The organism is Neptunomonas sp. (genome assembly GCF_041601355.1).
Taxonomy (GTDB): domain Bacteria; phylum Pseudomonadota; class Gammaproteobacteria; order Pseudomonadales; family Balneatricaceae; genus Neptunomonas.
Genome location: NZ_JBFIIH010000115.1, coordinates 1 through 12,850, shown reverse-complemented (window position 1 = coordinate 12,850; position 12,850 = coordinate 1). Strand labels below are relative to the sequence as shown.

11 protein-coding genes are annotated in these 12,850 nt (G+C 48.1%); 5 read left to right on the top strand and 6 right to left on the bottom strand.

The features are described 5' to 3' along the window. The 5 genes from ABY436_RS15680 to ABY436_RS15660 all read right to left on the bottom strand — a co-directional run. Window positions 1–570: AAA family ATPase (locus ABY436_RS15680; protein WP_372739875.1), on the bottom strand; the 570-nt coding region annotated here is incomplete at its 3' end. Window positions 571–591: 21 nt separating this feature from the next. After that, window positions 592–1,122: an ATP-dependent protease subunit HslV gene (hslV, locus tag ABY436_RS15675; protein ID WP_372739874.1), complete on the bottom strand. Its 531-nt coding sequence runs from the start codon at window positions 1,120–1,122 to the stop codon at window positions 592–594. 86 nt (window positions 1,123–1,208) lie between these two features. After that, on the bottom strand, window positions 1,209–1,973 hold the full coding sequence (locus ABY436_RS15670; protein ID WP_372739873.1) for an SPOR domain-containing protein: 765 nt from the start codon (window positions 1,971–1,973) through the stop codon (window positions 1,209–1,211). Window positions 1,974–1,998: 25 nt separating this feature from the next. Then, window positions 1,999–3,759, bottom strand: coding sequence for an arginine--tRNA ligase (argS, locus tag ABY436_RS15665; protein WP_372739872.1), 1,761 nt, complete (start codon window positions 3,757–3,759; stop codon window positions 1,999–2,001). Window positions 3,760–3,987: 228 nt separating this feature from the next. Further along, window positions 3,988–6,177: a primosomal protein N' gene (locus ABY436_RS15660; protein WP_372739871.1), complete on the bottom strand. Its 2,190-nt coding sequence runs from the start codon at window positions 6,175–6,177 to the stop codon at window positions 3,988–3,990. 208 nt (window positions 6,178–6,385) lie between these two features. Between ABY436_RS15660 and rpmE the strand changes: the two genes are divergently transcribed. The 3 genes from rpmE to ABY436_RS15645 all read left to right on the top strand — a co-directional run bounded on the left by rpmE (window position 6,386) and on the right by ABY436_RS15645 (window position 8,797). Continuing rightward, window positions 6,386–6,610: a 50S ribosomal protein L31 gene (gene rpmE, locus ABY436_RS15655; RefSeq protein WP_090724213.1), complete on the top strand. Its 225-nt coding sequence runs from the start codon at window positions 6,386–6,388 to the stop codon at window positions 6,608–6,610. A 29-nt stretch (window positions 6,611–6,639) separates the two neighbouring features. After that, window positions 6,640–7,401 (top strand): thermonuclease family protein, encoded by a 762-nt coding sequence (locus tag ABY436_RS15650; RefSeq protein WP_372739870.1) that lies wholly within the window; start codon window positions 6,640–6,642, stop codon window positions 7,399–7,401. 130 nt (window positions 7,402–7,531) lie between these two features. Beyond that, window positions 7,532–8,797, top strand: a complete 1,266-nt coding sequence (locus tag ABY436_RS15645; protein ID WP_372739869.1) for a malic enzyme-like NAD(P)-binding protein — start codon at window positions 7,532–7,534, stop codon at window positions 8,795–8,797. A 78-nt stretch (window positions 8,798–8,875) separates the two neighbouring features. Here the strand turns inward: ABY436_RS15645 and ABY436_RS15640 are convergent, their stop codons facing one another. Then, window positions 8,876–11,236 (bottom strand): penicillin-binding protein 1A, encoded by a 2,361-nt coding sequence (locus ABY436_RS15640; protein WP_372739868.1) that lies wholly within the window; start codon window positions 11,234–11,236, stop codon window positions 8,876–8,878. A 148-nt stretch (window positions 11,237–11,384) separates the two neighbouring features. Here ABY436_RS15640 and pilM point away from each other — a divergent pair, with 148 nt between their 5' ends. Further along, window positions 11,385–12,446 (top strand): type IV pilus assembly protein PilM, encoded by a 1,062-nt coding sequence (pilM, locus tag ABY436_RS15635; protein ID WP_090723730.1) that lies wholly within the window; start codon window positions 11,385–11,387, stop codon window positions 12,444–12,446. Window positions 12,447–12,455: 9 nt separating this feature from the next. Continuing rightward, window positions 12,456–12,850: PilN domain-containing protein (locus ABY436_RS15630; protein ID WP_372739867.1), on the top strand; the 395-nt coding region annotated here is incomplete at its 3' end.

Below are 12,850 nucleotides of genomic sequence, written 5' to 3'. Positions count from 1 at the left end.
TGCCATGATTTCAACATTGGCTTTGGGTTGAGCGATGTCAATGTCGATCTCTTTATCGTCAAGCTGTCCTTCACGCAGTTTTTTGCGGAAAATCTGGCGTGTCGCATTATCTGTTTTGGATTCCGGAGCACTATTGGTGTTGTCTGTCGGGCGTGCTTGCGGTAGTAAGGCATCCAGAATGCGATCTTCAGCGGCATCTTCTGCGCGGAAACGGACTTTTTCAGTTTCCTGTTCACGAATCATTTTTACCGCCATGTCGATCAGGTCGCGTACGATAGTTTCGACATCGCGGCCCACATAGCCGACTTCAGTAAATTTGGTGGCTTCTACTTTTATGAAAGGAGCATTGGCTAATTTAGCCAAACGGCGGGCGATCTCGGTTTTACCGACACCGGTCGGGCCAATCATCAGGATGTTTTTTGGGGTGACTTCTACGCGCAGATCTTCGGGCAGCTGCATCCTGCGCCAGCGGTTTCGCAACGCAATGGCAACTGAGCGTTTTGCATCTTGCTGGCCAATAATATGGCGATCCAGCTCATGAACAATTTCACGGGGTGTCATGTTTGACATGTTAAGACTCCTGAAAACGACTCAGACTTTTGCTGGCAGCGTTTCAATCGTTAAATTGTGGTTGGTAAATACGCAGATATCAGCGGCAATATTGAGGCTTTTTTCAACAATTTCTTTAGCTGAGAAATCTGTATTGGCTACCAGTGCTTTAGCAGCGGCCAATGCATAGTTGCCGCCAGAACCAATAGCAATCACGCCATCTTCCGGTTCTATAACATCGCCGGTACCGGAAAGAAGGTAGGTTTTCTCTTCGTTGGCGACCAGCATAAGTGCTTCTAAGCGACGTAAAACCCGATCGCTGCGCCATTCGCGGGCCAGGTGAATAACCGCGTTAACAATGTTGCCGTGATGTTTGTCCAGCTGCTGTTCAAAAAGGTCGCGTAGTGTAATAGCGTCTGCTGTACTGCCGGCAAACCCGGTAATGACGTTATGTTTAGGTAAAAGGTTTACTTTTTTGGCGGTACCTTTCATGACAGTGTTGCCAAGAGATACTTGTCCATCGCCACCAACGACGACTTGATCGCCACGGCGTACTGAAACAATTGTTGTCATGGGAGTTTGACCCTGTTGCGGTTCGGATACTTCCTGATATGGGATGCTCACGGAAGAATTTCAAGGGGTAGGGCGTAAATTGATGGCTAATCGATACGTATGGTCATCGCGTTAATATTCATACGCGCCAGTTTATCGTGAGCTTTGTTCATAGCTGAACGGTTATCAAAGGGGCCGAGACGAACCCGGTACCACAAGCCATTAGCGCCATTTGACTGGCTGGTGTGAACATTGCTCAGGCCTGAAAGAAGTAATTGTGCGCGCATCTTCTCTGCATCGGCAGCATTGCGAAATGAACCCGCTTGAAGCGCGTATTGTTTGTCGAGTTTGGCATCTCGTGGTGTTGATTTGTATTCTTCTACGGTGGCGGGCTTTATCTCGCTTTTGGGGAGTAGTTCATAAAACTCATACTTACTTTGTTTTGCCGCGGCTTGCGCTTCAGTCGACTTATCCACCACTTTTGGTAAGGCTGGATTAGCTGAAGATTTTTTGCTGTTGTCTGTCTGGCCGGCGACAGCAGGCGAATTCTTTTCTGCTGATGGCTTTGCCGGTGTTAGTTTTGCTGGCGCTGGTTTGTTTTCTGCTGTGGTCTTGTTTACGTTGCTGTTTGAATGGTTGGTGTTTTTCGATGCCCCGGCGTTGCCGGGCCTATGTGTTGCATCAACATTCAATAGCTGGTTGAGTATAAAAACTAATCCGGCAAGGGCGACCAGGCTGAACAGGGCCAGTGCCCATGGCTTGCGTTTAGGTGGCGGTGTTGCTTTAGTCCGAGGCTTGGCTGCTGCCGGCCGGTTAGGGCTGGCAGAAGACTGCTTTCGTGAGCGCTGTACAAAATCCTTACGCGAAGCCATAGGTGTTCCTGTTGTGAATATATGCTTACATCTGTTCGGGTGAATCAACACCCAATAAGCTTAGGCCATTATTGAGGATTTGACGGGTCGCTTCGCTCAGTGTGATGCGAGCATTGCGAAGATCGCTATCCTCTATCAGCATTTTGTTGGCGTTGTAGTATGAGTGAAAGTCATTTGCCAGTTCTTTCAGGTAGTTGGCTAATAAATGTGGCTCATAGTTAACCGCCGCATGCGTCAGCACTTCCGGGTATTTGGATAAGCGGGTAATCAGGTCTTTTTCATACTCTGTATCGAGTCTGTCCAGGTGAGAAAGGCCTGCGTCCTGATTCCATGTCCAGTCGTGTTCAGCCAGTTTGCGATGAACAGAGCAAACCCGCGCGTGGGCATACTGAATGTAGTATATCGGGTTGTCTTTGGACTGTGTTTTGGCTAACTCCAGGTCAAAGTCCATATGCTGATCGGCTTTGCGGGAGACATAGAAGAAACGACAGGCATCTTTGCCCACTTCATCGCGAAGTTCGCGCAGCGTAACAAAGGAGCCGGAACGTGTGGACATCTGTATCCGCTCTTCGCCGCGGTAGAGAATGGCAAACTGTACCAGACGCACCAGTAAGCGCTCAGGATCGTAACCAAGGGCCTGGCAGGCGGCTTTCATGCGGGCAATATAGCCGTGATGGTCTGCGCCCCAGATGTACAGAACTTTATCAAAACCCCGTTCGAATTTGTTTTTCAGGTAGGCAATATCTGACGCGAAATAAGTTGTCAGGCCATTAGCGCGGCGAACCACACGGTCTTTATCATCACCAAAGTCGGTGGAACGGAACCAGAGGTTACCCTCTTCTTCAAACAGGTAGCCGTTTTCCTGAAGTGTATTGAGTGCACTTTCAACATCGCCATCAGTGGTTAGGCTGAGTTCAGAAAACCACTTCTGATAGCTAACGCCAAAACTTGATAGGTCATCACGGATATCGGACAGGATGGAGTCCAGAGCAGCATTGAAGAAAACGGCATAACCTTCCGCTGTCAGCAGCGCTTGTGCTCTTTCAGTCAGGGCATCAATATGTGCATCTTTATCGCCGCCTTGAGGCTCATCTGCAGGAATGTCGAGCATAATCTCATCAAGCGTGCGTTTGAATGTGTCAGCATGGGCATTCGACACAGAGGTAGCGATATCCTGAATATAATCGCCTTTGTAGGCATTGCTTGGGAATGTAATGGCCACGCCGAGCTGTTCCAGATAGCGCAGCCAGACACTGGTGGCCAGTATATTCATCTGACGACCCGCGTCATTGACATAATACTCGCGTTCGACCGGTACACCGGCGGCTTCGAGGAGATCGGCAACAGATGCGCCGTATGCAGCTCCACGACCATGGCCTACATGTAGAGGGCCTGTTGGATTGGCTGAAACGAATTCAACCTGGGTGCGTTCAGCGCTGCTGGCTAAACCGCGACCGAATTGTTCTTTTTGCTCGATGATCTGGCCGATAACAGCTGCCGTTGATGCCTGAGTGACAAAGAAATTAATAAACCCGGGGCCGGCAATTTCGGTTTTTTCAAGATTAGCAGAAACGGGTAAAGCATCGATGATCAGTTGGGCTAATTCCCGAGGGTTTCGTCGTGCCGGTTTTGCCAGAGCAAGGGCGATATTCGTGGCAAAATCACCGTGGGATTTATCGCGGGTGTTTTCAACCATGATACTAGGTTGGACATCGGCGGCAATGATGCCGTTTTCGCTCAGTGTATTAAGTGCTGCACTGATCAGATCTGCAATATGCTGTTTCATTTGCCTGTTGCTACCGGTTCGGTTTGAGTATTTTTTAAGCGCCAATGATTCGAGAATTAAACGACTTAGGACGAACCGGCTATTATCCCTTGTTGGCGAAGGGAAGTTAACCCCTTGCTAACAGAAGATTTAAGGTTTTTGTCCGGCAGTCTGCGAGATTCTGAGGCGGCGGATCAATTCGCGCTGAATCAGTGCGATTTTTAATAATGTTGTGTTAATTAAAAAAAATTAATGCATGTCGTAAGGGTCTACATCTATGCTCCAGCGTATCCTGCTTGCCAGCGGATGATCTTCTATGCCCGGGCACAGGTGGCTTAACGAGTGTTGAAGCAACGGGCGGGATTGGCTGGATAGAATTAGCTGTGAACGAAATACGCCTGCACGTTTTTCCATGGGTGAGGGGAACGGGCCTGACCATTGTATTTGAGAAAAAAAAGCGCTTTGCTGCTCTTTAATTGAGTGCAAAAATCCTTCTGCTCGTCCTGAGTGGGGAGCTTCTGCCCGGATGATGGCAATATGCTGGTAGGGCGGGAGTTGATATTGCTGGCGCAGTTTAAGCTCCTCCTGAGCAAAAACTTCATAGCCTTTTGTCGCCAGTAAAGTGAGCAAGGGGTGTTCTGCGTGGTGAGTTTGTAATATGACTTTGCCCGGGTGGTCTGCCCGCCCGGCTCTTCCTGCTACCTGTATAATCATTTGGGCGGTCCGCTCCATGCCTCTGAAATCGGTGCTGAAAAGGCCTGAATCGGCATCCAGAATGGCGACCAGCGTGACTTTAGGGAAATGGTGTCCTTTTGCCAGCATTTGTGTGCCCACCAGAATGCAGGGCGATCCTTTGTGTACCTGATCCATTATTTTTGCCATTGACCCTTTTCGCGCTGTGCTGTCGCGGTCAACTCTGAGGATAGGAGTGTCAGGAAAGAGTTTATTCAGTGTTTGCTCGGTTCTCTCTGTGCCGGCGCCTACGGGTTTTAGCGCGTGACTACCGCATTGGTCGCAGCACACAGGAATGGGGCGTTGGCTGTCGCAATGGTGGCAATGCAAGTGCGCTGGTTTTTGATGCAGTGTCATCCGGGCGTCGCAGCGTTTGCATTCAGCCAGTGCGCCGCAGTCATGGCATATTAAACTAGGAGCAAAGCCGCGGCGGTTGATGAAAACCAGCACTTGTGTGCCTTGTTGCAGGTGTTGTTGTATCTGTGTGATCAGTTCAGAAGAGAGGCCGTTATTCAGCGAGAGTCTCTTGATATCCATTAGCTGGAATTGTGGAGCGCTGGCATTACCCGCACGCGCGCGAATCGTCAGATGTTGGTAGCGTTGTTGTGCACAGTTATGTAAAGACTCGAGTGACGGGGTGGCGCTGCCCAGAACAATAGGTACTTGTTCTGCGTGGGCGCGCACAACGGCCAGATCTCTGGCTGAATAACGAAACCCTTCCTGTTGCTTGAAGGAGCTGTCGTGCTCTTCATCGATAATGATAATACCTGGCGATTTCAGCGGTGTGAAAATGGCAGAGCGTGTGCCAATGACAATAGGTGCTTCGCCCTGAGCTGCTTGCATCCAGGCGTCGAAGCGTTGTTTGTCCGTCAGGCTCGAGTGCAAAGCAACCACAGGCACGCGGAAGCGACTTTTGAAACGCTGCAGGGTCTGCGGAGTCAAACCTATCTCGGGCACAAGGATCAGTGCCTGCAAGCCTTTCTTCAGCACTTCATGGATTGCCTGAAGGTAAACTTCAGTTTTGCCTGAGCCGGTAATGCCGTCAAGCAGGAAGGTATTGAAGCCTTTTTGCTGTGTAATCTGCTGCAACGCGTTTTGTTGTTCAGGGTGTAACGGTAATGGTGCCTCTTTGATGAGGTGTTCTGCTTCAGGAAGACTATGAGTTTGTTTGAATTTGATGATCAGGTTTTTGTTTTCCAGTGTGGTGAGCAGGGAGGTTTGCCCTCCTTCTGCCCGTATGGCTTCTTTGCTGATACCTTGAGGGTGCTCGGCAATCAACTGGTATAGGGCTTGCTGCTGATGTGCTTTATCAGATAGGTTTGCCGCCGAGGTGTCAGGCATTACTTGCCATAGATAGGTATGCGAAGCCACGCCTTCGCCGCCTTTGCGCAGGAATACAGGAAGTGACTGAAGTAGCGCATCCCCGATTGGATGTTGATAATAATCTGCTGCCCACAGCGCCAGATCGCGGATATATTGTGGTTGCAGTGGGGTGCTATCGAGTATTTCAGTCACAGGCTTTAATTTGTTGAGAGGGACATCCGTTTCTGTGACGACTTCGAGTAATAAACCGACCAGTTCACGTCGGCCAAAGGGTACTTTGACGCGAATGCCTGGTTGGTATGTTCCGATCTCTGCGTGGTCGGGGGGCAGGTAATCAAAATAACGTCTGAGTGGAGAGGGAATAGCCACGCGAAGAAAAATCATGAATTTACGCTTTACTGAATTTTGAATGCTTTAGTGTATGTGCTTTTGTTGTTGGTTTAAATGGTATACATGCTTGCGACATAAGGTATCTGTCCGTATAATCTGCCGCCTAATCATTATTAGCCGGTCGGGTATCGGTTATTTTTATTTGTACGGTGCCTGGCATGTAGATCAGGTGGCGGTGCAGAAACAACTCCTGAGGTTTACTATGAAAGCGGACATCCATCCGAAGTATGAAGACGTTACTATCACTTGTTCTTGTGGTAACGAAATGAAGACACGTTCAGCTATGTGCCATGATATGCACGTAGATGTATGCAGCCAGTGCCATCCTTTCTACACTGGTAAGCAGAAAGAAGCGACTACTGGTGGCCGTATCGATCGCTTTAACAAGCGTTTTGGTGCTATCGGTACTAAAAAAGCGGCTGAATGATCAGGCAGTTGTTGAAAAAGGCACTCTTTATGAGTGCCTTTTTTGTGTCCGTTATTTCATCTTTTATGTCACCTTTTGTATCACCTCTGCAGGCATCTGAGCGGTGTGAGTCGACCCTTAAAAAAGAGAAGGTTTCGGTGCGCTATGTCTACGACGGCGATACATTGCAATTGTCGGATCGTCGAAAAGTCCGTTTGGTTGGCTTAAATACGCCGGAGCTGAAAGAGGGATCTGCCTGGTCCCGCTCTGTTGCAAAGCAGGCAAAATCGTCTTTACAGCAATGGGTATCATTACAACAGAATGTTTATCTTCAGATAGAGCAGGATGCGCGTGATGATTATGGTCGCATGTTGGGTTATCTGGTTAATGCTAAGGGAGAAGATCCGGCTATTGCTTTGCTTGAAAAGGGCCTGGCTTACGCCGTGGTGATTGCCCCGAATATTCAAAAGCAGGGATGTTACTTTGCCGCAGAGGAGAAGGCGCGCCTCGCGGATGTGGGCGTTTGGGCGCACGCTGCCGTTATTCGAGCGAAAAATCTCAATAAAACACTTACTGGATTTTCGTTGGTTCAGGGGAAAGTAACACGTCAGTATCACTTTAAAACCTCTGAGGCTGTCGTTCTGGATGATAATCTCGTCGTCATGCTAAAGGGTGTCTCTCGTTTGCCATCTCTTGCCGGTAAAGAAGTTCGGGTGAGAGGCTGGATTCAGGCTAGAAAATTCACCCGTGATGCTTTTTCCACCCGCTTTACGGTTTATCTGAACCATATGGCTAACGTTGAAATACTCTGATTATATATCCTGCTGGGGTTAAGATTATTACGTCCTTAGTTGGGGGGGGAGTTGTTCGGTTACAGTCTTTTCTATATGATTGATCGTCCATCTTTTGTTATAAAATTTGTTATAAATTGGAACAGCAATCATGTCTGAAGATCTGAAACAAGCGGCACTGGATTACCATGAATTTCCTCGTCCAGGCAAAATCAGTGTTGAGCTGACTACATCAGCAGCAACGGCTCGTGATCTTGCTTTGGCTTATAGCCCGGGTGTTGCGGAGCCTGTCCGTGAAATCGCGCGCGATCCTGACAATGCATATCGATATACCGCTAAAGGGAATTTAGTGGCAGTAATTACAAATGGTACGGCGATTCTTGGGCTGGGTGATTTGGGTCCATTGGCCTCTAAGCCAGTGATGGAAGGAAAGGCGCTGTTATTTAAAAAGTTTGCCGGCATCGATTCTGTTGATATTGAAGTAGATGCAGAAAGTCCACAGGCTTTCATCGACACCGTTGCACGTATAGCCGAAACGTTTGGTGGCATTAATCTTGAAGATATTAAAGCACCTGAGTGTTTTGAAATTGAGCGTGCGTTGATTGAGCGTTGTAATATTCCTGTGTTCCACGATGATCAGCACGGTACTGCTATTGTTACGGCTGCAGGCATGATCAGTGCGCTGGAAATTGCCGGTAAAAAACTTGAAGAAGCTGTCATTGTTACTTTGGGTGCTGGTGCGGCTGCATCTGCGTGCATGAAGCTGTTGATCAACCTGGGTGCTAAAGTTGAAAACATCTACATGCTTGACCGTAAGGGTGTCATTCATTCCGGTCGTGAAGATTTAACACCAGAGAAAGCAATTTTTGCTACTGAAACAGATAAACGGACGTTGGACGATGCTATTGATGGCGCTGACGTATTTGTTGGTCTATCGGGGCCAAACCTGCTATCAGCTGATCAGTTGAAAAAAATGGCAGCTACGCCGGTTGTGTTTGCTTGTGCAAATCCGGATCCTGAAATTGCACCAGCGGTTGCTCATGCGGCGCGTAATGATGTGATTATGGCAACAGGTCGTTCTGACTATCCTAACCAGGTGAACAACGTGTTGGGCTTCCCGTTCATCTTCCGTGGGGCACTGGATGTACGTGCATCTGCTATCAATGAAGAGATGAAAGAAGCGGCTGTGTATGCCTTGGTTAAACTAGCTAAAGAGCCTGTTCCTCAGGATGTTTTGGATGCATACGGTCTGGAGTCTCTGGAATTTGGTCCTGAGTACATCATTCCAAAGCCAACGGATACACGTTTGTTCGGTGCGTTGTCTATGGCTGTTGCTCAGGCAGCGATTGATACTGGTGTTGCTCGCTTGCCACTACCTGCTCACTATCCGCTGACAACCCTGGCTGATATGAAGTAATATCTCGCTTCGTTTCTCCAGCATAAAAAAACCGGCATTGCCGGTTTTTTTATGCGCGCACGGTTCTGAGCAAGGCTTCTAAAAAATCTCTTCAGTAGATTTTCCACTACCTTGTCCTCTTTCGGAGGCGCCGCTGCGCGGTGTATCTTCAGCCTTAAAGTATTCAAAAATAGCATTACTTTGATTCCGGCTTGCGCGCATGCCTGTATTGGGGTCGATGCGAACCTGAACAATGCCATCGGGAGTCGGTAGTGGAGACTCGGGTGTATCTGCCAGGGCGGCTCTCATGAAATCGATCCAGATGGGTAGGGCCGCTGTGCCGCCAAATTCTGAACGTCCCAACGGTGCTGGCTGGTCGAAACCAACCCAGGACGTGGTAACCAGTTTGCTGTTAAAGCCTGTGAACCAGGCGTCTTTTTGCTCATTGGTTGTGCCGGTTTTGCCTGCCAGGTCGTTTCTGTTTAGCGCTTTTGCTTTTGTTCCTGTGCCGCGACGGATAACATCCTGCATGATGCTATACAGTAAAAAGTTGGTGCGTTGGTCCATGATGCGCTGTGCGATGCTTTGCTCTGTATTGTCATTATTTGTGGAGCAATCGGGACAGACAACGGGGGTTTTAGTAGCAAAAATAGTTTCGCCATATTGGTCGTTAATGCGTTCAATGAAGTAAGGTGTGATTTTGTAGCCGCCATTGGCAAGCGCCGCATAGCCGGTTACCAGTTCGAGTGGTGTGACATCAGCGCTGCCCAGAGCCAGTGATAAATTAGCCGGTAGTCTTTCAGGGTCAAAACCAAATCGCGATAAATACTCGATCCCTTTTTCGAAACCCAGCGAGCGTAGCAGGCGAATAGAGACCAGGTTGCGGGATTTGTACAAGCCGACTCTCAGTCGGGTGGGGCCTGAGAACTCTCTGCTGGAGTTTTCCGGGCGCCAATTGCCATCAAGGCCTTTGTCTTGTAATACGATAGGCGCGTCATTAATGATGGAGGCGGGCGTAAATCCATTTTCCATGGCGGCCGCGTAAATAAAGGGTTTGATATTAGAACCAGGCTGGCGGTGTGCCTGAATGGCGCGGTTGAACTTGTTGTGCGTGAAGCTGAATCCGCCCACGAGTGAGCGAATAGCGCCTGTTTGCGGTGTCATGGCGATCAAAGCACCCTGAACTTGTGGGATTTGACTGAGTTCCCAGAACTCACCTGTGTCGAGGATTCGCACCAGGTCCCCCGCTGTTACAACATCGCTGGCTTTTTTCGGCATGGCACCATAGTAGTTAACGGTTTTGAAGGCTTTTGCCCAGCGTAAACCTTCCCATGGCAGTGTAATCAGTTCTCCGTTTTTTCGCTGCGCGGTGGCACTTTTTTCTTCCACACTAACAATGATTGCAGGTTCAAGCTGAGCGAAGGCGGTTTCGTTTTGAAGTAGCGATGTTACTTCCATGGCTGAAAGGCCTTGGATTGCATGCTGTTTTTCGGCGCCCTGGTAGCCATGCCGTTTGACGTAATTGATCAGGCCGTCACGTACCGCCACATTGGCAGCTGTCTGCATGTTACTATCGAGTGTTGTATAGACACTAAATCCGTCAGTGTATAACTCTTCACCGTACTGGTCGTATAACTCGCCCCTGACCATCTCGGCGATATAGGGGGCGTATAGCTCTATTTCGGTACTATGGTATGCCGCAGTAACAGGAGCAAGCAACGCGGTGTCGAGCTCATCTTTGGTGATGAAGGACAGGCTGTGCATACGTCCCAGAATCCAGTTTCTACGTTCAATGGCTCGGTCAGGATTGGTAATGGGGTTGAAAGCGGACGGGGCTTTGGGAAGTCCGGCAATCATGGCCAGTTGAGCTAATGTCAGTTCATCAATATTTTTACCGTAATATACATTTGATGCAGATTGAATGCCGTAGGAGCGATGTCCCAGATATATCTTGTTGACATATAGCTCAAATATTTCTTCTTTGGAAAGGGATTGTTCTATTTTTAATGCTAAGAGAATCTCGCTGAATTTACGTTCAAAGGTGCGTTCTCTTGTCAGGAAAAAGTTTTTGGCAACCTGCATCGTAATGGTGGAGCCGCCGCTCTGTATTTTTCCGGTTGACACGAGTTCAAATGCCGCACGCGATAGGCCGAGTGGATCGATGCCATAGTGTTCAAAAAATCGGCTGTCTTCTGCTGATTGGAGTGCGTGAACAAATCTTTCAGGGATCTTTTCGTATGTGATAGGGATGCGCTTTTTCTCACCAAACTCTGCTATTAGTTTGCCATCAGCGGATAAAACTTTAAGCGGAGTTTGCAACTTAATATCACGCAAGGTTTCCACATCAGGGAGCGTCGGCGCAAAGTGTTGGTAAAGGCCTATTGCCGCAATTGCCCCTAATATAAGGCCGACAAACAGAAGAATTATAAAGAAGCGGAAAAGCGATTTAAGCACGCGCATACTGACCCTGTGGAAGTTTTTAATCAATAAAATACATCATATCGGCGCTAATATACCCTCTCTAGCTGAATTAGAGTTTAATTTTTTCGATTTTGTGTCTAAAGTCATTAGGTAGAAGCTAAATTTATATATTCAAAGGAAAAATTAAGTGGTCAGCTTTTTCGGGAAGAAAACGGCCAGCTGGGTCGGTGTAGATATAGGTTCGTCGTCGGTTAAGTTGGTTGTCTTGTCCAGGCACGGGAGTCTGATCGGACTGGATGCTTATGCAGTCGTATCACTGCCTCCGACGGCGGTTGTAGATGGTAATCTCCAGGAGGTTCAGGCAGTAACAGAAGCGATTGGGCGTGCTATCAAAATCTGTGGTATCAAACAAGGTAATGCGATTGCCGCCGTTCCTTCATCTGCCGTTATTATTAAGCGGATGGAGCTCAGCAGTGCCTTTTCTGAAGTTGAACTGGAAGATCAGGTGAAAGTTGAAGCTGATCAATTTATTCCCTATCCCCTCGACGAGGTGGCCCTTGATTTTGAAATTCTGGGCGAGTCACGTAGTCGTCCGGAATTGAATGATCTATTGCTGGTGGCTTGTCGGCGTGATGATGTGGATCAGCGCGAAGATGCAATAAATGCAGCAGGCCTTAAGTGTGAGGTTGTCGATGTTGATACCTATGCGATAGAGCGTGTTTTCCCCATGTTGCTGAATGACAATCTTAAAAGCGATGAGATGGTTGCCATAATCGACGTTGGGGCGGCGACGCTGACGCTCAATGTGATGCGTGATCATAAAATAATTTATAATCGAGAACAGTCTTTTGGGGGTAATGATCTTACCACCAACATCCATCATCAGTATGGCATGGCCATTGACGAGGTAGAGCAGGCGTTGAGGCTGGGCGAGATTAGCGAGGAAGTACAAGAAACCGTCATTCAGCCTTTCCGTTTAACCGTATCTCAGCAAGTTTCTCGTGCATTACAGTTCTTTTATTCATCCGGTGTGCAACATCAATTAACCAAAATTTATTTATGTGGTGGCGTCGCTTCTATTGATGGCTTGGTTGATATTATCGGTGAAGAATTAGGTATTCCTGTGAGCATCGCTAATCCGTTTGAGCAAATGGATATTGGTGTGAAAGTAAACAAAGAAAGATTAGTGAAAGATACACCCGCATTGGTGAAGGCCTGTGGGCTGGCACTTAGATCATTTGATCAATAGGGAATAGTGATGGCAAAAATTAATTTACGACCATGGCGGGAGGAGCGTGCGGCAGCCAGGCAAAAAGATTTCATTACAAATCTGATTGCTTCTGCCATATGTGCGGCCGCTCTTGTACTGATGATGGGCTACTACTACGACGTGCAGATGGATCGGCAAAATACCCGCAATGGTTTCTTGAAGACCAATATATCTAAGCTTGATGAAAGAATTAAGGAGATTGAAGATCTGAAGCGCCAGCGTGAGCGTCTGCTGGAGCGGCTCAACGCTATTCAGGAGCTGCAGGGCAATAGACCTATTATCGTTCGTAATTTTGATGAATTAGTAAGAGTCCTGCCTGATGGCTTGCATTATGACTTCTTGCAAAGACAAGAAGCCGGTGGTGACTCTATACAGATCAAAGG

Bases quoted from the DNA above. Each gene is read 5' to 3' on its own strand.
- rpmE (WP_090724213.1), top strand. From the start codon at position 6,386: ATGAAAGCGGACATCCATCCGAAGTATGAAGACGTTACTATCACTTGT.
- ABY436_RS15660 (WP_372739871.1), bottom strand. From the start codon at position 6,177: ATGATTTTTCTTCGCGTGGCTATTCCCTCTCCACTCAGACGTTATTTT.
- ABY436_RS15645 (WP_372739869.1), top strand. From the start codon at position 7,532: ATGTCTGAAGATCTGAAACAAGCGGCACTGGATTACCATGAATTTCCT.
- ABY436_RS15640 (WP_372739868.1), bottom strand. From the start codon at position 11,236: ATGCGCGTGCTTAAATCGCTTTTCCGCTTCTTTATAATTCTTCTGTTT.
- ABY436_RS15650 (WP_372739870.1), top strand. From the start codon at position 6,640: ATGAGTGCCTTTTTTGTGTCCGTTATTTCATCTTTTATGTCACCTTTT.
- ABY436_RS15670 (WP_372739873.1), bottom strand. From the start codon at position 1,973: ATGGCTTCGCGTAAGGATTTTGTACAGCGCTCACGAAAGCAGTCTTCT.
- argS (WP_372739872.1), bottom strand. From the start codon at position 3,759: ATGAAACAGCATATTGCAGATCTGATCAGTGCAGCACTTAATACACTG.
- hslV (WP_372739874.1), bottom strand. From the start codon at position 1,122: ATGACAACAATTGTTTCAGTACGCCGTGGCGATCAAGTCGTCGTTGGT.